The sequence below is a fragment of the Sporosarcina highlanderae genome, from assembly GCF_030433715.1.
In the GTDB taxonomy this organism is placed as follows: Bacteria; Bacillota; Bacilli; order Bacillales_A; family Planococcaceae; genus Sporosarcina; species Sporosarcina highlanderae.
On the sequence record NZ_JAROCC010000004.1, the window covers coordinates 221,867 to 242,011 of the forward strand.

General features: G+C 39.6%; 25 protein-coding genes. 12 read left to right on the forward strand and 13 right to left on the reverse strand.

Annotation, left to right across the window (positions count from 1 at the left end):
* Nucleotides 1-119: 119 nt before the first annotated feature.
* Nucleotides 120-653 carry a CDP-diacylglycerol--serine O-phosphatidyltransferase gene (pssA, locus tag P5G49_RS07110; RefSeq protein ID WP_301242793.1) on the reverse strand — a complete coding sequence of 178 codons (534 nt, stop codon included), beginning with the start codon at nucleotides 651-653 and terminating at the stop codon, nucleotides 120-122.
* Nucleotides 654-708: 55 nt separating this feature from the next.
* On the opposite strand from pssA, the gene P5G49_RS07115 reads away from it, so the two are divergent.
* From P5G49_RS07115 to P5G49_RS07130, 4 genes are all read left to right on the forward strand, one after another.
* Nucleotides 709-1,500: a phosphatidylserine decarboxylase gene (locus P5G49_RS07115; protein ID WP_301242794.1), complete on the forward strand. Its 792-nt coding sequence runs from the start codon at nucleotides 709-711 to the stop codon at nucleotides 1,498-1,500.
* A gap of 39 nt (nucleotides 1,501-1,539) precedes the next feature.
* Entirely contained in the window at nucleotides 1,540-2,028 is a 489-nt protein-coding gene (locus P5G49_RS07120) for a DedA family protein (RefSeq protein WP_301242795.1), read from the forward strand.
* Between the two features lie 211 nt (nucleotides 2,029-2,239).
* Nucleotides 2,240-3,730 carry a catalase gene (locus P5G49_RS07125; protein ID WP_301242796.1) on the forward strand — a complete coding sequence of 497 codons (1,491 nt, stop codon included), beginning with the start codon at nucleotides 2,240-2,242 and terminating at the stop codon, nucleotides 3,728-3,730.
* A gap of 147 nt (nucleotides 3,731-3,877) precedes the next feature.
* Nucleotides 3,878-4,216 (forward strand): DUF5658 family protein, encoded by a 339-nt coding sequence (locus tag P5G49_RS07130; protein WP_301242797.1) that lies wholly within the window; start codon nucleotides 3,878-3,880, stop codon nucleotides 4,214-4,216.
* Here the strand turns inward: P5G49_RS07130 and P5G49_RS07135 are convergent.
* Nucleotides 4,209-5,027, reverse strand: a complete 819-nt coding sequence (locus P5G49_RS07135) for a DUF368 domain-containing protein (RefSeq protein ID WP_363322162.1) — start codon at nucleotides 5,025-5,027, stop codon at nucleotides 4,209-4,211. The two genes, P5G49_RS07130 and P5G49_RS07135, sit on opposite strands and share 8 nt — an antisense overlap.
* 181 nt (nucleotides 5,028-5,208) lie before the next feature.
* Here P5G49_RS07135 and P5G49_RS07140 point away from each other — a divergent pair, with 181 nt between their 5' ends.
* Genes P5G49_RS07140 through P5G49_RS07150 form a run of 3 tightly spaced genes read left to right on the forward strand, consistent with a single transcriptional unit; the run spans nucleotide 5,209 to nucleotide 6,359 of the window.
* The gene (locus tag P5G49_RS07140) at nucleotides 5,209-5,409 is read left to right on the forward strand and encodes a helix-turn-helix transcriptional regulator (protein WP_301242798.1); all 201 of its coding nucleotides are present in this window, start codon (nucleotides 5,209-5,211) and stop codon (nucleotides 5,407-5,409) included.
* 3 nt (nucleotides 5,410-5,412) lie between these two features.
* On the forward strand, nucleotides 5,413-5,895 hold the full coding sequence (locus P5G49_RS07145) for a hypothetical protein (protein WP_301242799.1): 483 nt from the start codon (nucleotides 5,413-5,415) through the stop codon (nucleotides 5,893-5,895).
* A gap of 14 nt (nucleotides 5,896-5,909) precedes the next feature.
* Nucleotides 5,910-6,359 carry a hypothetical protein gene (locus P5G49_RS07150; RefSeq protein WP_301242800.1) on the forward strand — a complete coding sequence of 150 codons (450 nt, stop codon included), beginning with the start codon at nucleotides 5,910-5,912 and terminating at the stop codon, nucleotides 6,357-6,359.
* Between the two features lie 34 nt (nucleotides 6,360-6,393).
* Here P5G49_RS07150 and trhO read toward each other — a convergent pair whose 3' ends face one another.
* Nucleotides 6,394-7,371: an oxygen-dependent tRNA uridine(34) hydroxylase TrhO gene (trhO, locus tag P5G49_RS07155; protein WP_301242801.1), complete on the reverse strand. Its 978-nt coding sequence runs from the start codon at nucleotides 7,369-7,371 to the stop codon at nucleotides 6,394-6,396.
* A gap of 348 nt (nucleotides 7,372-7,719) precedes the next feature.
* Here trhO and P5G49_RS07160 point away from each other — a divergent pair, with 348 nt between their 5' ends.
* From P5G49_RS07160 to P5G49_RS07170, 3 genes are all read left to right on the forward strand, one after another.
* Nucleotides 7,720-9,231 (forward strand): polysaccharide deacetylase family protein, encoded by a 1,512-nt coding sequence (locus P5G49_RS07160; protein ID WP_301242802.1) that lies wholly within the window; start codon nucleotides 7,720-7,722, stop codon nucleotides 9,229-9,231.
* Between the two features lie 73 nt (nucleotides 9,232-9,304).
* Nucleotides 9,305-9,700 (forward strand): GntR family transcriptional regulator, encoded by a 396-nt coding sequence (locus P5G49_RS07165; RefSeq protein WP_363322163.1) that lies wholly within the window; start codon nucleotides 9,305-9,307, stop codon nucleotides 9,698-9,700.
* A complete protein-coding gene (locus tag P5G49_RS07170; RefSeq protein ID WP_301242804.1) occupies nucleotides 9,697-10,803 on the forward strand; it encodes a DUF1648 domain-containing protein in 1,107 nt (368 codons plus the stop codon). The genes P5G49_RS07165 and P5G49_RS07170 overlap by 4 nt, the downstream gene beginning before the upstream one ends.
* A gap of 37 nt (nucleotides 10,804-10,840) precedes the next feature.
* On the opposite strand, the gene P5G49_RS07175 is transcribed toward P5G49_RS07170, so the two are convergent.
* On the reverse strand, nucleotides 10,841-11,824 hold the full coding sequence (locus tag P5G49_RS07175; protein ID WP_301242805.1) for an NAD(P)/FAD-dependent oxidoreductase: 984 nt from the start codon (nucleotides 11,822-11,824) through the stop codon (nucleotides 10,841-10,843).
* A 119-nt stretch (nucleotides 11,825-11,943) separates the two neighbouring features.
* Complete coding sequence (locus tag P5G49_RS07180) at nucleotides 11,944-12,234, reverse strand: DUF6509 family protein (protein WP_301242806.1); 291 nt, start codon at nucleotides 12,232-12,234, stop codon at nucleotides 11,944-11,946.
* A gap of 183 nt (nucleotides 12,235-12,417) precedes the next feature.
* Here P5G49_RS07180 and P5G49_RS07185 point away from each other — a divergent pair, with 183 nt between their 5' ends.
* Nucleotides 12,418-14,115: a M3 family oligoendopeptidase gene (locus P5G49_RS07185; protein WP_301242807.1), complete on the forward strand. Its 1,698-nt coding sequence runs from the start codon at nucleotides 12,418-12,420 to the stop codon at nucleotides 14,113-14,115.
* 49 nt (nucleotides 14,116-14,164) lie between these two features.
* Here P5G49_RS07185 and P5G49_RS07190 read toward each other — a convergent pair whose 3' ends face one another.
* The 4 genes from P5G49_RS07190 to P5G49_RS07205 form a co-directional block, all read right to left on the reverse strand.
* Nucleotides 14,165-15,844: a formate--tetrahydrofolate ligase gene (locus P5G49_RS07190; RefSeq protein ID WP_301242808.1), complete on the reverse strand. Its 1,680-nt coding sequence runs from the start codon at nucleotides 15,842-15,844 to the stop codon at nucleotides 14,165-14,167.
* 200 nt (nucleotides 15,845-16,044) lie between these two features.
* Nucleotides 16,045-16,779: a metallophosphoesterase gene (locus P5G49_RS07195; RefSeq protein ID WP_301242809.1), complete on the reverse strand. Its 735-nt coding sequence runs from the start codon at nucleotides 16,777-16,779 to the stop codon at nucleotides 16,045-16,047.
* A 129-nt stretch (nucleotides 16,780-16,908) separates the two neighbouring features.
* Entirely contained in the window at nucleotides 16,909-17,403 is a 495-nt protein-coding gene (locus P5G49_RS07200; protein WP_301242810.1) for a helix-turn-helix domain-containing protein, read from the reverse strand.
* An 84-nt stretch (nucleotides 17,404-17,487) separates the two neighbouring features.
* Nucleotides 17,488-17,973 (reverse strand): dUTP diphosphatase, encoded by a 486-nt coding sequence (locus tag P5G49_RS07205; protein ID WP_301242811.1) that lies wholly within the window; start codon nucleotides 17,971-17,973, stop codon nucleotides 17,488-17,490.
* Nucleotides 17,974-18,066: 93 nt separating this feature from the next.
* On the opposite strand from P5G49_RS07205, the gene P5G49_RS07210 reads away from it, so the two are divergent.
* The gene (locus P5G49_RS07210) at nucleotides 18,067-18,450 is read left to right on the forward strand and encodes a sigma-w pathway protein ysdB (RefSeq protein ID WP_301242812.1); all 384 of its coding nucleotides are present in this window, start codon (nucleotides 18,067-18,069) and stop codon (nucleotides 18,448-18,450) included.
* Between the two features lie 26 nt (nucleotides 18,451-18,476).
* Here the strand turns inward: P5G49_RS07210 and P5G49_RS07215 are convergent, their stop codons facing one another.
* The 4 genes from P5G49_RS07215 to infC form a co-directional block, all read right to left on the reverse strand.
* Nucleotides 18,477-18,776, reverse strand: a complete 300-nt coding sequence (locus P5G49_RS07215; protein ID WP_301242813.1) for a DUF1294 domain-containing protein — start codon at nucleotides 18,774-18,776, stop codon at nucleotides 18,477-18,479.
* A gap of 175 nt (nucleotides 18,777-18,951) precedes the next feature.
* Nucleotides 18,952-19,311 carry a 50S ribosomal protein L20 gene (rplT, locus tag P5G49_RS07220; protein ID WP_301242814.1) on the reverse strand — a complete coding sequence of 120 codons (360 nt, stop codon included), beginning with the start codon at nucleotides 19,309-19,311 and terminating at the stop codon, nucleotides 18,952-18,954.
* 49 nt (nucleotides 19,312-19,360) lie between these two features.
* Nucleotides 19,361-19,561, reverse strand: a complete 201-nt coding sequence (rpmI, locus tag P5G49_RS07225; RefSeq protein ID WP_041075504.1) for a 50S ribosomal protein L35 — start codon at nucleotides 19,559-19,561, stop codon at nucleotides 19,361-19,363.
* A gap of 26 nt (nucleotides 19,562-19,587) precedes the next feature.
* Nucleotides 19,588-20,094 carry a translation initiation factor IF-3 gene (infC, locus tag P5G49_RS07230; protein ID WP_301242853.1) on the reverse strand — a complete coding sequence of 169 codons (507 nt, stop codon included), beginning with the start codon at nucleotides 20,092-20,094 and terminating at the stop codon, nucleotides 19,588-19,590.
* Nucleotides 20,095-20,145 lie beyond the last annotated feature (51 nt).

The following is a 20,145-nucleotide window of genomic DNA, read 5'->3' on the forward strand; positions in this document are numbered from 1 at the left end:
TATATGGGTTAATTGTTTTTGTAAAGGGAATATTTTTAATTGTGCATGCGTAAAAAAATAATAAAAAAAGTAGAAAGTCAGTTTTGTTTTTAACCGACTTTCTACTTTTAAATCTCTGTTTAAACCTTAGCAATACGGATATTGCTGATCATCGCAAATCCAAGGATGACCATGATGATTACAAAAAACTGAGGTCCGATATAAGGACTCAGGAAGTAGCATAAAGTTAAGAGTACACCCGCCGCCGTAATCGGCACGCCATAAAATGCACCATCGAATTCTTTGACGTTATAACGAGCTAATCGTATTGCGCCTGCTACAATATAAAATACAGTAGCCGCAATTCCGACCCATAGCATATCAGATAGATCAGTCATATAAATCAGAAGCGCCGGGGCTACACCAAAGGAAACTAAATCACTTAACGAATCCAACTCTTTTCCGAACAGAGACTCTGAATGGAAATGGCGTGCGACCATTCCATCAAAACGATCAAAAAGAGCGGCAAGGAAAATGAACACTAAACTCATATGGCTAAGCTCACGTGAAATAAGGATAATCGCAATAATACCAAAGCTGAGATTTATAACAGTAATTGCATTGGCCAATTGGCCTTTAATTTTAGTATAATCTAAGTATCTCGATAAAAACATAATGATTCCTCCATCATATTATGGTTTATTTATCAAAGCATTGGAGACTGATAGAATGAAAAAAGCACTATTCAAATACTTTGTCGAACTAACTGGGCATCCAGTTTCTTCATCGCTGTTAAAGTCCGTTACAAGCTCTCGCCTTAGTCAAAAGCTGATTAAACCTTTCGCACGAACATATCATATCAATGAGAGCGAAGCTGAGTTTCCCATTGACCGGTATGAAAGCCTTCAAGCCTATTTTACGCGAAATTTGAAACAAGGTGCACGTCCAATCGACACTCAACATGAAACATTAATATCTCCGGTTGATGGGTTTCTAAGTGCGTCAGGTACAATCGAGACAGATCAAACATTCATTATCAAAGATTATCTATATAGTATAGAACAAATTTTGGGAGATGAAAAGATAGCAAATGCCTATGAAGGCGGATTCTTTTACGTATTTTACCTTTCACCAAGCCATTACCATCATTTTCACTATCCTTTCGATGGAAAACTGATTTCTCGCTATGCTCTTGGCGCAACTTCATTTCCAGTAAATGATTTAGGACTTCGGCTTGGTAATCAGCCTTTTGCTACCAATTATCGGCTCATCTCTGAACTATCTACTTCACACGGCAAGGTTGCAATCGTTAAGGTGGGCGCCCTTAATGTCAACAGCATTCATATCAATGACTCTTCTAAAGAATGTCGAAAAGGCGAAGACTTCGGATATTTTTCATTCGGATCTACAGTCATTCTTTTACTTGAGAAAAACCATACGTTTCAACCAACAATCCCTACTGATACTGAGGTGAGGATGGGACAGTCGGTTGGGAAATGGAATCCACTTCCCCGCACCTAACGAACACGGAAATCTTCATGAGAAGAGCGAGGGAATGACATGCTACAGTTCAATGATTTTATACTTCATTATGGTTATTTTGCTGTTTATTTCTTTTTGGCTTTAGGTATATTCGGATTGCCATTGCCCGACGAATTCGTTGTTGCTTTCATTGGACATCTTGCGTCAATCGGAACCTTAAACTATCCTATTGCATTGGTCATTACAATCTTAGGCGTTATGTCAGGAACTATTTTCACCTATGCATTGGGTCGAAATATAGGAAAGCCGATGTTGATAAAATATGGGAGATGGGTTCGACTGTCCCCTAAACGACTTCAGCGTGTGGATAGATGGTTTGAAAAATATGGCCCTTGGGCGGTAACGTTGGGGTATTTTGTACCTGGCATGAGACATATCATCTGTTATCTATCTGGAAGCGTTGGAATGGGAATGCGGCGATATTTAATTTTCGCCTCAATCGGCACTGGTGTTTCTACAGTAATTTGCTTAACGATTGGTTATTTAATCAAATTTCCATTCTTGTAAGTAAAAACAATGTTTACATGAAGGTCCCTTTAAAAAGGGACCTTCATTTTTTTAAAGCGAATCGATTTGATAACTTGGAACGTTTCTATTCTTCAGATATAAATATAGATTCTTTATCAATAATTATTATAAATAACTATAGTATTCCAATACTGCATATGATAAAGTTGTTAGGGAAGGTACAAGACTATTAATCAAGGAGGCATTATCAATGACAAATAATGATAATCATACTCAAAAAAGGTTGACTACTGCAGCTGGGGCACCAGTAGTTGACAACCAAAACTCTATGACGGCAGGTCCACGTGGTCCAGTCCTTTTACAGGATGTCTGGTTGATTGAAAAGCTTGCACATTTTGATCGGGAAGTCATTCCTGAACGCCGTATGCACGCAAAGGGTTCAGGGGCATATGGAACATTTACTGTAACAAATGATATTACTAAATATACAAGGGCCAAGCTCTTCTCCGAGGTGGGTAAACAAACTGAAATGTTCGCACGTTTCTCCACCGTTGCCGGTGAACGTGGCGCGGCTGATGCCGAACGTGATATCCGCGGGTTTGCTCTTAAGTTCTACACAGAAGAAGGAAACTGGGATTTAGTTGGAAACAACACTCCTGTCTTTTTCTTTAGGGACCCACTTCAATTCCCCGACTTGAACCATGCAGTTAAACGGGATCCACGGACAAATATGAGAAGCGCAACAAACAACTGGGATTTTTGGACTTCCTTGCCAGAGGCTTTGCACCAAGTAACAATCGTTATGAGTGACCGCGGAATTCCAAAAACATACCGACATATGCACGGCTTCGGAAGCCACACATATAGCATGATCAATGCAGACAATGAGCGTGTATGGGTCAAGTTCCATTTCCGTTCACAGCAAGGGATTGAAAATCTGACGGATGAACAAGCAACTGAATTGATCGGTACGGATCGTGAGACACACCAACGCGACCTATTGGATAGCATCGATAATGGGAACTTCCCGAAATGGAAGATGTATATTCAAGTTATGACAGAGGAACAAGCTCTGAATATGCCTTATAATCCATTCGACTTAACAAAAGTATGGTATAAAGGCGACTTCCCTCTTATCGAAGTTGGTGAATTCGAATTGAATCGCAATCCTGACAACTACTTTGCGGAAGTTGAACAAGCAGCTTTCACTCCTGCAGCAATCGTGCCTGGGATTGGTTTTTCACCAGATAAAATGTTGCAAGCAAGGTTGTTCTCATATGGTGACGCACAGAGATACCGTCTTGGTGTTAATCACCATCAAATTCCTGTAAATGCACCAAAGTGCCCGTTCCACAGTTTCCACCGCGATGGAGCAATGCGTGTTGACGGTAACCACGGAAGTAGAACTTCTTACGAGCCAAACAGCTTTGGTGAATGGAAAGAACAACCGGACTTCAGAGAGCCGCCACTTAAAGTATATGGAGATGCTGCACATTGGGATTTCCGTGAAGACGATGATGATTACTTCACACAACCTGGTAAATTGTTCAACTTGATGGACGATGATCAGAAAGAAAGACTGTTCGGAAATACTGCACGCAATTTAGGTGATGCACCGATAGAAATTAAATGCAGACATATTCGACACTGCTATCTTGCTGATCCCGCTTATGGAGAAGGAGTTGCCAATGCACTTGGTATTCCAATGAGTGATGTTTTGGAAACAGAACCTGTAAAATAATAGAAAAACGCCAACGGTAGGTCCCCCTATCATTGGCGTTTTTCTTTCATTTGTGCATCTGAATAATTGAGCAACTTGGAATAAAATCACCCACCACTCCATATCCTAACAGTTATAGAGCTTTTTCAACAAGGAGAGGTGATGAAGATGGAAACAACAAAAACTCTTCCACAATCCAAGGATCGATTATTGAATACATGTTTTCTTCTTTTTTGTTTATGCTTGATGGACGCACTCTTCACTGATCTTGGATTGCGCAAGGGACATATCCAAGAATCGAATCCATTCATAAGATACATATATGATTTGAGCATCATTCTTTTTTATTTTATGAAGATAAGTCTGCCATTTTTCTTGTTTACATTAATGCGCTTCGTAAAACCATCAACATATTTGAAAAACTTGATCGTCATTGCGATTATCGTCTATGTTGTGGTAATTAGTATTCACATTTCTTGGATTGTGATTATTACTACTTTCATTTAGACGAAGGACTTGCAGCGTTAAATATATTGGCAACAATTAACCCTGTGATGAGTGCAATAACGCTCATCACGAACGGGGTTCCGCTTTCAGGTATACCTGGATAAATAACGAAGACAGAACCAATGATCAAACCGATTATACATGCAAATGTTGCATTCGTGTAATTGACCAATAGAAATTTAATTACCTTACTGCTGACGATAAAGCCTACTATAACACCAGATCCAATCACCATGATAATTGGTATGTTTAGCGTTGATAATGCATTAATCGCGGTCGCATAAACACCAAGAAGAAGCAATATAAAGGAACCACTCACCCCTGGTAGAAGCATTGCCATGCTACCAAGCCAACCTGCAAAGAAAAGTCCGAACACATTCTTCATTGTCAAGGAAGTAATAACGGTTGAATCTGCCGGACTTAAAAATGCAGATGAAGCTAACGCCGCCCCGACAACAAGCAATAGAATAAAATGACCCAATTTAAAGTTCTTTTTCATGCCCGCTTGTTTCGAAATGAACGGTATAACACCGATAATCAATCCAAGAAAGAAAAATTGAGTTGGTTGATGATAATTTTTTAATAAGAAGTCGATTACCCGACTAAACAGTAAAAGTGTTAAACCGATTCCAACAGCAAGTGGCACTAAAAATCCAATATGCTTTTTCCAGTCTCGGCTGAAAAACCCGCTGATCGCTGTTAATAACCGATCATAAATACCAAGAATGAACGCAATCGTTCCCCCGCTCACACCCGGAATCAAGTCGCAGATCCCCATTAAGAACCCACGATAAATATTTTTCCATTCCATAAATCCATTTCCTCCAGTATTGTTTCACTCCTAAGAGTATATCATTTTCCCATCGTCGACCGCCATTTTAAATGGAGTGCGACTATTTTTATTTTTCCCTAATATGTATAGTTGACTTTACATATTGTATAGTATACTATACAAACAAGTACCAATTGACTTGGGCAAGGAGGAAGTCGGTTTGATTAAAAACCGCGTAAAAGAGCTACGTGCACGATTTGACTATACGCAAGGTGAGTTAGCGGATTTGGTAGGTGTGACTAGACAAACGATCGTCGCGTTGGAAAAAGGGAGCTATACCCCTTCCCTACTTTTAGCTATGAATCTTGCTGAAGTTTTCAAGCTGCCGATCGAGGAAGTATTTTCGAAGGAGGAGAGTTAATAAATGAAAATGAATATTGCTGTTTTTTTAAGGATCCTGTTGTTCATTTCACTATCACTAATGGTTTACGATTATTTGAAGTTAGAGCAAAGTTTCATTCAAATGGAAAGAGGGTTTATTGATGGATTTAGCTTGTACATCTCTCCGTGGCCAGGTTATTTTTTCGTAATAACCACCATACTTTTTCTATTCGCGAACATTGTTATCTTTATTATCGTTTGGAGAAATAAGAATGCCGACAAACGTTCATTTCTGACCTTCGAATATGATGTTTCTGACGAAAGGGCTGTCGGAAATACAAGGAAAGCAGTTAGTCATGCATTTTCAATTCTACTTGTCTATTCACTATTAATGATTGGATCATATATGTACATCCCAAATTATTTCGTCGATCATATTTGGTACCCCCTCTTTACAACTGCATCAATCCCTATTGTCGGGTTGATTTCGTATCTTATTGTTTATAAAGTCCTGCAATACAAGTGAAAGGAGAGGATTATATGAAAGACTTGACGATTGCCATTGCACTGCGAATCATGTTAATAGTTTCATTCTGCCTACTTATGTTCAGTGTTCTTTATAATACAGGAGCAAACCAGAATAGTTCGCATCTTTACTATCAAGCATTTATGCTACTTTCTTTTTTACTAATTTATTTCCATCAAAGGAAACATATCAAGAAAAACGGCGGAAGAATCGCTTTCCACGGCCATATCATCCCCGAGTTCAATCCGCAAGACGAACGGGAACATCAAATTAGCGGGGAAGCATATAAAATCGCCTTTTCTACAATTCTCGTTATCTCTTTTCTTGTCATCGGGGGTGTGGCATTCTTTCAACTATTTGACAGTATATTGCAGCCACTCTTACTATCTTTAAGTATCGGCTTTATTCCGATATCAGGCTTACTGGCGTACTTCTTCGCGTATCGCCATTATTATAAAAAATAAAACGCCAGCGTAGGCTACTACGTTGGCGTTTTTGTTAATTCGCAACTTTTTCTTCGTTACGACGCTTCTTAATTTCTTCCATTCGTGCATCAAATTCCTCGACCGTCATGTTCATTTCAACAAAATAACGGTTGCGCGGGTGTACTCGGCACTCGTCTGAACAGCTGCGCATAAATAGACGCTCATTCTCTTCAGAGCAAAGAATCTTTTTATTACATTCAGGATTCGCACAGTTCACATAACGTTCGCAAGGCGTACCGTCAAAATGATCACGACCAACGACAACATGCTCAACCTGATTTACAGGAACAGCAATCCTTTCATCGAATACATAACATTGACCGTCCCATAGCTGGCCTTTCGCAACCGGGTCTTTACCGTACGTTACGATTCCGCCTTCCAAGTGTGCAACGTCTTCAAATCCTTCACGTTTCATCCAACCTGTGAACTTCTCACATCTAATTCCACCTGTGCAATACGCAAGGACTTTTTTACCCTCGAATAATTCTCTATTTTCACGGACCCATTCGGGAAGATCGCGGAAGTTTTCAACATCCGGACGAATCGCTCCTCTGAAGTGCCCAAGATCGTATTCATAATCATTTCTTGTATCAAATACAACTGTGTTTTCGTCTTGCATCGCTTTTAAGAATTCTTCAGGTTTCAAATATTGGCCTGTCAATTCCAAAGGATTGATATCCTCTTCAAGGCTTAAGTTTACGATTTCTTTTCTGTGACGCACGTGCATTTTTTTGAATGCATGTCCATCCGTCTCGTCGATTTTGAACCAAAGATCCTTGAAGCGTTCGTCGCTATGCATCTTTGCCATATACGCATCGGTTTGTTCAATCGTTCCTGAACATGTTCCATTAATACCTTCCGCTCCGACAAGAATACGACCTTTTAATCCAAGTTCCTTACACAATGCCAAATGTTCGGCAGCAAATGTTTCTGGGTCTTCGATTTGTACGTATTTATAGTACAACAATACCCGATATGCTCCTTTTTCCATTTCTTCGACCACCTTCTGTTTGTTTTCTTTGCAGTAGAATTAACAGCTTGATCGGTTTTACAACTATTCAATTGTAAACACATAACAGCTAACCCGCATTTGCAAGATCCGGGCCTCAGACATTATACCACAAACCCTAAAAATGAGTAAGCACTTTATTTGTACATCAAATAATAAAAACATAATATTTTTCTATTAAAATAGCAAGGATGGTGTATACTATGGGTATCGAAGATTCGACATTATTTTTGAGAATCCGAAACTATCTATAGAAGCCTCACGTCTAACAAAATAGAAGGCCTAATACAGCAGGTTCTTTGGAAATAATGATAAAGGGAGTCCCGCACTATGAAAAAACCACGCCACAAAACACGGTCCATTTGGATCGACATTATCTTTTCCTCAACTATCATTCTATTGACAGTTGCCGCGATTCTTTTAATCTTATCACCTAATAAAAATTATACTGCTTCAGCTCCCAATGTTCAGGAAAAGGAACATAACGTCTCCTCTTCAATAGAAACAGAAGTGATAGATTCTAATTATCCAGGCATTAAAATAGTAACAAAAACATCAAATGACAAAAAGGCTCCCTTTGCTATCCAATATCCTCAAAGTGCAAATAGTTCCTTTAACGAAAAAGTTATAGATTATATAACAGCTGTCCAAGAAGAATACATGGAAACAATGAACAATAAAGTTCAAATTGACGTAAATACAAAGGGAGAATTAAATATATCCTACGAAACACTTTCTCATTCTTCCGGCTATTATTCTTTTGTAGTAGTAAACAATAGCAATTACAGTGATTCTCCAAGGGGAAAAACGGAAATCCGTACCTTCCATTTGAACCCAGAAACAGGGGTCAGCTATACGATTGTTGATTTGTTTGAAGCAGACGTAAGTCGATTAACTACATTGTCAGCATTGATTCAATCTGAGATTAATAATGATGTAACTTTAAATGGACATCTTTTATCAACAGCACTCGAACATTATACAAAACCAGCTTGGGAAAACTTCCGGAACTACGCCATTATCGATGATTCACTGATCTTTTACTTCGATGAAAATACGATAGCGGATGACTCCGTAGGTCCTCTTGTAGTCTCTTTATTTATGGATAAAATAGGAAAACTTTTAGTCGATGCATTTAAACCTCTAATTGAAGAAGATGAAATACCAAAAAATGAATCACCTACAATTGCTGAAGAAGAAAAAATTGAGGAATCGACTGATGCTGAATCGGAAGACCCTATTGACAACGAAGAGTCCGAAGAATCCACTGAAATTGTAACCACCGGTAAAAAAGTAGCTTTAACGTTTGATGACGGTCCTGATCCTAAGGTGACTATACAGATTTTAGACATACTTGAAAAGCACAATGCAAAAGCAACCTTCTTCATGTTGGGTAGCAGAGTTGAATACTATCCGGAGATTACAAAAAAAGTGCACGACGCAGGTCATGAATTGGCAGGCCATACATGGAATCATGCTGATTTGACCAAATTGACTCCTGAACGGATTGCAAAAGAAATTAACGATACTTCTGCAATCATCGAACAAGTGACAGGCGCAAAAGTCAATGCATACAGACCGCCATATGGTGCAGTGAATGAAAAAGTCCGTAAGTTTGCTAATCTACCTACTGTTTTATGGGATGTTGACACACGTGACTGGGAGCATCGTGATTCACAAAAACTAATTCAGAATGTTAAACAACACACTAAAGATGGCAGCATCATTCTTATGCACGACATTCATCAGTCGACTGCTGACGGTCTGGACGCTGTACTCACTTTTTTGGAGAATGAAGGCTATCAATTCGTCACTGTCTCGGATTTAAATACTAACCCTTGAACAAATCGTTCAAGGGTTTTTCTATCTTTTTCGTAACACACCTGTTATAATAAAGTTAGAACAGATTGGAGGGATGATATTGTTCATTCAAATCGAACCGACATCGGAAATCCCGATATATACTCAATTGGCTAATCAATTAATAGAATTGATAGCAACAGGAACATTGCAAACTTCCGAAGCATTGCCATCTGTCCGTTCCCTGGCAGCAGATCTTGGCGTTAACATGCATACAGTGAACAAGGCATATCATGAACTTGAAAAGAAAAACATAATTCAAATCATTCCTAAGTCAGGTGCAGTAGTTAATGAAATTTCAAGCACTGGGCCAAGTGATTCGCAAATCGAGCATATTAAACAAGTCATGAAGCCATTAATTGCAGAATCTATTGTCTATGGAATGGATAAGAAACAAATTTTATCAATTGCAACATCACTCATTTCAGGAATTCGGAGGGATGAAGAATGACAGTATCCATATTTTTGGCAAACATTGTTTTCTTAACACTGATTCAAGCCGCAATTCCACGATTGCTTAAAAAATCAATAGTTTTCGGTGTCACGATTCCGGAAGTAAATGTTGAAGATCAGAAACTCTCCACCTATAAAAAAATCTATTCGGCTATTACTCTTTTAGTTGGATTGATTGGTATACTTCTATTTGCTTTTTTGGGATTAGGAAAACAATTACAGGAAGAAAAAATCGTCATCACTGGACTCATTGTTCAGTTTAGCATTCTTTTTGTAAGCATGATTCTGTATTTATATTTCCATATTCAAACGACTAAAAGAAAACGTAAGATGAAATGGGGAGAAAATCTTAAAAAGGTTAGAGTTGCTGATTTAGCCAGACGCTCCAATGATGAAATGCTTCCTTCAATTATCTTTGCCTTGCCAATGGCGATTACTATCGGGCTAATCGTATATACCATTAGCCAATATTCAGCAATGCCAGACATGATTCCTACCCATTGGGGACCAAATGGTCAACCTGATGCTTTCACTGAAAAAAATCCTTTTTCCGTCATTGCTCTGTTACTAATTTTACTTGTCATGCAAGGGATGATGGTAGCGATCAATACGTTCACAAAGAAATCAGGTGTGAAGTTAAACGCTACAAAAAGAAATACATCCCGTATCCAACAATTATCCTTTAGGAAGTATACAAGCTGGTTCATGTTTTTAACGACTATTTTATTAACAATCCTATTCGGTTTCTTTCAACTGACTACAATCCATGGTGAATTTGCAGGCTCAATGATGATGATGGTATTGCCATTAGCCTTCCTTCTCGTCATCTTACTTGCAACAGCGCTATACGCTTTCAAAGTCGGCCAGGGAGGTTCCCGAATCCGTACAGAAGTCATCGATGAGGAAACAACAGGTATAACAGATTTGGATGACGACCAATACTGGAAAGCCGGTGTATTCTATGTAAATAAAAATGACCCTTCCATCTTTGTTGAGAAGAGGTTCGGGGTCGGCTGGACAATCAATTTCGGTAATCCAATTGGATATTTAATCCTTATCGGTCCATTATTGATCATATTTGTAATTTCATTTTTATTATAATTTTTTCCAAACAAAAAACCGGCATTTGGCCGGTTTTTTAGTTGAATACGCTCGTGCTATGCAATGGTTGAAGTCTTGCTTTCGGGTCGATGAACGCTTTGGCGTGGTTGACGGCAGTTGGCGCTTCCCCTAATCCGACAGCAATTAGTTTCACTTTTCCATCGTAGCTTGTTACGTCACCAGCAGCGTAGATTCCTTCAATATTCGTTTCCATTCTCGAGTTGACAAGGATGGAATTCCGATCCATATCAAGTCCCCACTCTTTGATTGCACCAAGTGAGGAGATATTTCCGTAATTGACGATTACATGATCGACCGTCAATGTTTCTTCCTGACCATCCTTTTGAGCAAGTATTACTTCCTTTACATTACCGTTTTCTCCAACGATGGATTTGACTGCACGGGAAGTAAGTACATTCACTTTTGAAGACATCAGTTGGTTGACGCTCGTTTCATGAGCGGTAAACCGTTCACGTCTATGGACAAGCGACACATTCGAAGCGATATCTTCAAGCATTAACGCCCAATCCACCGCTGAATCCCCGCCGCCGCAAATAAGTACTTCTTTATCTTTGAAGATAGATAGGTCTTTGATGCCGTAATGCAATGTGCTGCCCTCAAAGTCACTTTCTTCCGGCAAACCGATTTTACGCGGTTGGAAAGCGCCAATCCCGGCTGTTAGAAGAATTGTACGAGTTAAATGAGTGCCTTTATCTGTCTTAAGGATGAAATGATCTCCATCACGTGTGGCGGAAATCGCAGTTTCTCCAAGAAGAATTTCAGGCTTAGCATAATGCGCTTGTGTGACAAGATTCGCTACAAGGTCCTTGGCTAAGATTTTTGGAAAACCACCGACATCATAAATATATTTGTCCGGATAAAGTTCGACAAGCTGTCCACCAAGTTGAGGAAGGCTATCGATGATTTTAACGGACATTTCCCGCATGCCAGCATAAAATGAAGCAAATAGTCCCGTAGGTCCCCCGCCTATGATTGTAATATCGACAATTTCATTGTTCATCTATAAACACTCCAATTTTCTTTGACTTAGGATGATTACGAAAACGGTTTATGGTGTATCCCTCACTTATCTACTCTACACATTATCTACTATTTTTCAAATAAATTCACGTAATGTGTTTAGTATTCTTCCGTCAGATGCTCTTCACAGAAGGTGGCAATTACGTCTTCTTCATCCTCTTCAAGTGCAAAGTCAAGTACCTCATCAGTTGCACGATTAAACAGATTATAGGAAACAACTTTTCCTTGATCTCCCTCTGTTGCATAGATGACCCTTATACCAGTACCCTGCTCTGAATACAGCTCATCTTCCTCATCGAATTTAACATAGATGCGGAACTCAAAACGTTTTCCCGATAGTATCCCTGTAGGATCAATCAGTTCTCCCATACTGTATTCAATTATTTCCATCTCGCTCACCCTTACATTTTATTTATGCTCTTATTTTACAACAAACTGGAAGGAAGAGTTCATTTATTGTCTTTTCAATTAAAAAATCCTTGGTTAACAATTTTTCTTTTGCATTTTCTGATTGATTGATGAACAATGAAGATAGTGAATAAATTTTCACATTAAACAGACGGGGGTATGATGATGCTGAAATTTGAAGAGTACCAATACACAAGGCCAGACATGCAAAGGATTAAAAGTGAATTCAATGAGTTGCTTGAACATTTCCGTTCTGCAAATTCATTTGAAGAACAAAATGAAGTTATTGAAAAGCTAAATGCAATTGGAAGTAATTATTCAACGCACGCTAACCTAGCGTATATTCGCTCATCCATCAACACGAATGATGAATTCTATCAAAAGGAACGCGAATTTTTCGATGAAATCGGACCGGAATTCCAGGAGCTTGGGACTGCCTTCTACAAAGAATTGGTCGTCACACCTTTTCGTAAGCAACTTGAAGAGAAATGGGGCTCGCAATTATTTGCATTGGCAGATAATGCAATCAAATCCTTCTCGCCTGAAGTCCTTCCATTACTTCAAAAAGAAAATAAGCTGACTACTGAATATGCCAAACTTGTTGCGTCTGCTCAAATTGAGTTCGACGGCAAAACTTTGACGCTTGCACAGATGGGTCCTTACGCTGAATCCACTGATCGCGATGTAAGGAAAAAAGCAATGACCGCTTCCTATTCTTTCTACTCTGAAAATGGCGAAGCGTTTGACCGTATTTACGATGATCTCGTTAAAGTCAGACATGAAATCGCGACGAAACTTGGATTCGATAACTTTGTAGAATTAGGGTATGCGCGCATGAACAGGATTGGTTATAATGCCGAAATGGTAAAGAATTTCCGCGACCAAGTCCGTGATTATATCGTTCCTCTTGCTACAATATTATACAAACGCCAAGCGGAGCGCATTGGTGTAGAAGAATTGAAGTTTTACGATCAATCCCTAAACTTCCTCAGTGGAAACGCTACACCTAAAGGAACACCCGAGTGGATTATTGAAAACGGTAAAAAAATGTATGAAGAGCTTTCACCTGAAACAAATGAATTTTTCAAGTATATGACAGACAAGCATCTTCTTGACCTTGAAGCGAAGAAAGGGAAAGAAACGGGCGGCTACTGCACATTCATCGACGACTATGATTCGCCATTTATCTTTTCGAATTTTAATGGAACATCAGGTGACATCGATGTGCTGACTCATGAAGCGGGACATGCTTTCCAAGTATATTCCAGCCGAAATATTGGTATTCCGGAATACGTTTGGCCGACACATGAAGGTGCCGAAATCCATTCAATGAGTATGGAATTCTTCACATGGCCTTGGATGGAATTGTTCTTTGAAGATGAAACGGAAAAGTACAAGTTCGCTCACTTAAGCAGCGGATTGCTATTTTTACCGTACGGAGTCGCAGTAGACGAATTCCAGCATCTTGTTTATGAAAACCCTGAAATGACACCTGAAGAGCGCAATGCTGCATGGAAAAAGCTTGAGAAAACGTACTTGCCAATGCGGGATTATGATGGCAATCCATATCTTGAAGCTGGATCCATATGGCAACGCCAATCGCATATTTACGAAGCACCATTCTATTACATCGATTATACATTGGCCCAAATCTGCGCGTTCCAATTTTGGAAGCGTTCGTTTGAGAACCGTGAAGAAGCGTGGAATGATTACTTGCACCTTTGCAAATTGGGTGGATCGAAAAAGTTCACTGAGCTTGTAGCGGAAGCTAACCTCATTTCACCGTTTGAAGATGGCTGTGTTGAATCGGTAGTAGGCTCTATCGAAGCTTGGCTCAACTCGGTTGATGACAAAGCATTATAAATGAAGACAACAAAGGGCTGCCTTTTTACTTGGCAGCCCTTTAAGTTTTTTACATTAATCCCACTGCATTCCCGTTTTCATCGATATCCATATGAAGTGCGGCAGGTGTTTTCGGTAAGCCAGGCATTGTCATAATATCGCCTGTTAAGCAAACAAGGAATCCGGCTCCTAATTTTGGAATGATTTCACGAATCGTAATCGTGAAGTCTTCAGGTCTTCCAAGTTTTTTAGGATCATCCGAAAATGAGTATTGAGTTTTCGCCATGCAAACAGGAAGGATATCCCAACCGTTTTGCTCGATTTGTAAAAGATCCTTTCTTGCCTTATCCGTCAAGACAATTCCTTTACCGCCGTAAACTTTTGTAACGATTGTCGTGATTTTCTCAATGACAGATTGTTCAACATCGTAAAGTGGTGCAAAGTCATTTGGCTCATCTAACAGCTCCAAAACTTGCTTCGCTAAGTCTAATCCGCCTTCGCCTCCACGGCCCCATACATCTGTCAATGCCGCACGGACACCATTTTCCTTACACCATTTCAGTACATAATCAAGTTCAGCTGATGAATCTGTTATGAACCGATTCAAAGCGACTACTGGATGAACACCGAAAGCCCTGACTGTTTCCAAATGCTTCTCCAAGTTGACGATTCCATCCATGACAGCTTGGACATTTTCTGCACCAAGATCCGTTTTCTTCACTCCGCCATGCATTTTCAATGCACGGATTGTTGTTACAACTACGACAGCATCCGGTGCAAATCCGCCTTTTCGTGCTTTGATGTCCATAAACTTCTCAGCACCTAAATCGGATCCGAAGCCCGCTTCTGTTACAACAACATCTGCAAGCTTCCTTGCTGTGTTTGTAGCCATCAATGAGTTACAACCATGTGCAATATTCGCAAATGGCCCTCCGTGGATTAAGGCAGGTGTTCCTTCGATTGTTTGGACGAGATTCGGTTTGAATGCTTCCTTCAACAACAACGTAAGAGCACCCTCTATTCCAAGGTCCCTTACCGTTACTGCCTCTTTTTCATACGTATATCCAATCACCATTTGCGAGAGACGTTCTTTCAAATCCTGCAGGCTCGTAGCCAAACAGAATACAGCCATAATTTCAGAAGCTACTGTAATATCAAATCCGTCTTCCCTCGGAATTCCTTGACCGGGACCGCCGAGGCCAATTGTAATATGTCTCAATGCACGATCATTCATATCCAGTGCGCGTTTCCAAGTGATCCTTCTTGGATCTATCCCTAAGACATTCCCTTGGTGAATGTGATTATCTATCATTGCACTAAGCGCATTATTTGCTGTTGTAATCGCATGGATATCCCCATTGAAATGTAGGTTAATTTCCTCCATTGGCAAAACTTGAGCATACCCGCCCCCTGCGGCGCCGCCTTTTACCCCCATGACAGGTCCAAGTGATGGCTCCCGCAAAGCAATCATTGACTTCTCACCCAATCTTGACAATGCATCAGCTAAGCCTACAGTCACAGTGGATTTTCCTTCTCCCGCTGGTGTCGGACTTGTTGCCGTCACTAGAACAACCTTTCCATATGATTGGGAAACAGGCAATTTGCTCACATCAATTTTCGCTTTATAGCGGCCATAAGGTTCTACTGCCTCTTCAGGAATACCCGCATTTTGCGCAATTTCTAAAATAGGTTTCATGACTGCTGCGTTTGCTATTGCTAAATCTGTTAATGGTTTTGCTTTTTCCGTCAAAATGACCCCAACCCTTCCCTTTTACTCTCAGTATAGTTTAAAAGACGAACAATGACCCTCAAAAAAATCAACTTAATCATGACAATTGAAATATATTCTATTTATTTAATTGTCTGCAATTCTATCATACAACATTACTGTAATATTTTCATTCGGATAATAAAAAACGCAAAGATGATTCTTTGCGTTTTAGTGTATGCTTATTTAGTTGAAAGTGACTTGAGCGTAACTACCACTATTTCAGGTTGATTGAATATCCTTATTGGGACAATACTATTCCCAAGACCTCGGCTAATGACCAGATGACTTCCACTCTTCTCATGAACGCCTGAAGTATATTCGGGAAACCATCCTTGACCCGGAGCAACAAGGCCACCAAGCCCTGGGATTCTTATCTGACCGCCATGAGCATGGCCGCTAAAAACGAGATCGATATTTCGCTCTACATATCTATCCAATTCATACGGACGGTGCGCCAAGAGTAGTTTATACATTTCATTCGGGACATTCTTAAAAGCCTTACCTAAGGCCTCTTCTACAAACTGATCCTCGGGTAAAACACTGGATAACGGATCCTCTATGCCTCCAATGGCAATTTTTTCTTCGTCGCCAATAAGTAGTGATTCATTTGATAAAACGTGTACGCCTAACTGGATTAGTTCTGACTTTATTAACTCGACATCATTCGTAGAAACTTCATGATTGCCTGTAACATAGAAAAAGGGTGCGACAAACTGAAGCTGTTTAATAATATTTAGGCTCTGTTCAAGATCATACCGATTTCCATCGATAAAATCTCCCGTGATAAATATTGCGTTTGGGGAAAGTAACTTAACTTTATTCACAAGTTCCGAGTTGTTATCTCCGAAAACCGAATCGTGAATATCCGATAATTGTACAATCCGATAATTATCAAAGTACTTTGGTATCCTCAAAGACTCTATTTCCAAAAAGGTGACCCCGATTGAGGAGTTTTCTTTATAAATATATAGGCCAACTAACATTATAAGTATAATAATAAGTAGAATTCCTTTTAATTTCCGGTGGCCCCTGTTCATTAATCATTAAATCCAACGTTTCTTTATTTTAGCGAGTTCCAGTAATTCTAATACATCCTTTTTAGGTAACTCCGTCAAAATTGTAAGTAGTTCACGCTCAGCCAAGCGTCTTCCCCTACCACTGCGGTATCGATCTTTATTCATCGCGTCAACTGAACTGTATAATTCTGTTAACTTTCCATCCTGTTCCTCTACACCATTACCAATACTTAAATTTTCACGTAATCGTTCATAGAGCATATCCACATTCGAAGAACTATTTGTCGTAAATGCACGGGATGTATTCGGGTCCCCTAAAATCAGTTCATCGGTTGAAATATTAAACCTGTCTGAAATCTTAGCAATCCAGGCGGCCGAGGGGGCATTCTTTCCTTTCTCCCAATCTTTAATTCTACTCGCTGAAGTACCTATTGCCGCGCCAAAGGCCATCATCGATAAGCCTCTTTGCTCCCTTAGAGTCTTTAGTCTTATACCAAAGTCTTCTTTACTCCAATCATTCACGGTAATGCCTCCTCCTATATACTTATCTCTATGATATTTTCCAAGAGTCCCCATGTCAATATTAATTATTTTTCTATTAAATCTTTAATAACCTGTACGCTGACGTGTATAATTTTTTTCATTCTTTTCTATATATGCATTAATTATTTCAGAATAAGAAAAACCGATTCTTGAAGCTATTGACCCATAGTGAATCCATATACTTTTATAGTTTTCCATGGTCGGATCAAAGATGAAAGTTTGGATCGATGTAATCGTTTCGATAAAAATCTCCGTCAGTTCGCCATTCACTTTGCCCTCTGGCCATTCATTCAGAACGTCGAAACCTTTTTCGATGCCAATTGATAAAATAAAATGGATTGAATCCACATATTCCTCTAAGATGACATCTCTTTCGGATGGACCTTTTGTGCTCCAGAATTTAAAACATCTTGTTTCGTTCGCTAATTCTGCAAGTTCCACTACAAGGGCAAGGCCTTTTTCTCGAAATACGTCTTTTTCTATTGCTTGATTTGTCTGTATGAAGTTATCTAATTCTCGTTGCATCGTAAACAAGGTTGAAAAGTTCATTTAAATCCTCCAAAAATAAATTATCTTGAAACCAAACTGAATCTCATCCGTATAGGTATGAGACTATATCTAAATTTGTGAGGGGATGCTAGTATGGCTTTGATAATACGTTTTGTCATCATTGCATTCATCGTCTATCTATTCTACAGAGGCATTCGATATTTGATTGACCCTAAACGGAAACTGGACGAGGCGTATGAACAAGAACAATATTATTTTTATGATGATGTTAAAAATGTAAGGAAGAATTTCTTTATCACATATAAAGGTGCCCTCTTTGAAGGAGAAAAGTATTTAGGGACAACGGAAGATTCCTTTGAAGTCGTTTCAATCTTTGTCTGGGTGAAGGATGAAACAAAGCTACAAGGATTCTCTAAGGATGACTTCCACTTCTTATCTTCTGAAATCAATTCAAATTATCCAAATGCTGTCATCAGCTGGAAAAATCCAATTGAAAAGTTAATGAAGGCCCGTTAAGTATTGACGGGCTTTTTTTCATTATTTCAAGAGAATTTACTTCGTCCTATTCCAAATAGATCGATGCCCAAGCTGTAAACGATGATGCTTATGTAGATAATCGCTAATACTAGAAATCCGATGCGAAATGTTGTATGTCTTGTTTTGTGATTAAATACCATCATCCCAATATACGCACCAATGCCTCCCCCGACAAATGCCAACAGCCAAAGGTTCTTCTCTGGAATTCTTCTTCCTTTTCTTTTCGCCTGCCTCTTATCATAACCCATTGCTGCAAATGTCCATATGGATAGGAAGACAATCCAACTAATTATCACTGTTTGCATCGATTCTCAACTCCCCTACCCCTATTCTACACTTTATTGAATAGACAAAGAAAGAAGAACTATAATTACTTTTATTTTTATTTTTCTATTACTTTTTGGTACTGTTCATTACTTTTCTATGTAAAAAAACCTCGCATCCGAAAATTCGGCACGAGGCTTTGTAAGAATACATCGCTTATTTTGCGACAGAGTTTTTAGCTGTTTCTGCAAGTTTTGCAAATGCTTGAGCATCTGTTACTGCAAGGTCAGCAAGCATTTTGCGGTTCACTTCGATGCCAGCCACTTTAAGACCGTGCATCAATGTGCTGTATGAAAGACCATTCATACGTGCTGCCGCGTTGATACGTGTGATCCATAGTTTACGGAAATCACGTTTTTTCTGACGGCGGTCACGGTATGCATAGTTGAATGATTTCATGACCTGTTGGTTTGCTACTTTGTAAAGTCTATGTTTTGAACCAAAATAACCTTTGGCTAATTTCAATACTCGATTACGGCGCTTGCGCGTCACTGTTCCACCTTTTACGCGTGGCATAGTTCATTACCTCCTGCTATTCCTAAAGAATGTTTTAATTGTTCAAAGCTTATTTCATGTATGTGATCATTTCACGGATACGTTTGTAGTCGCCTGAAGAAACAAGTGAAGCTTTGCGCAAGTGGCGTTTCGCTTTTGTAGACTTGTTGGCAAAAAGGTGACTTGTGTAAGCACGGCCGCGTTTCACTTTACCAGTCGCAGTTTTTTTGAAACGTTTCGCGGATCCGCGGTGAGTTTTCATTTTTGGCATGATCTGTTCCTCCTAAATCGTTCGCGTTACTTTTTTTCGGCAGTCGGGGCAAGTATTAGGAACATGCTCCGGCCTTCCATTTTCGGCTTAACTTCAACCGTTGAGACTTCCTTGCATTCTTCTGCAAAACGGTCCAAAACACGTTGCCCGATTTCCTTGTGCGTAATTGCACGACCACGGAATCGGATGGACGCTTTAACTTTGTCCCCTGCTTGCAGAAATTTGATACCGTTGCGAAGTTTTGTTTGAAAATCATGCTCGTCAATTGTCGGGCTTAGGCGCACTTCTTTGACGTTGATGATTTTCTGGTTCTTTCTCACTTCACGTTCTTTCTTTTGTTGCTCAAACTTGAATTTACCGTAGTCCATTACACGGGCTACTGGTGGCTTTGCTGTTGGTGCGACTAGGACAAGGTCCAAATTTGCACGCGCTGCGATTTCAAGTGCCTCGTTGCGTGATTTGATTCCAAGCTGGTCACCATTGTGGTCAATAAGGCGAAGCTCGCGGGCACGGATGCCCTCGTTTACGTACATGTCTTTGCTAATAGTAATCCACCTCCGAATGTTGTCTCGCGAATACTCGGT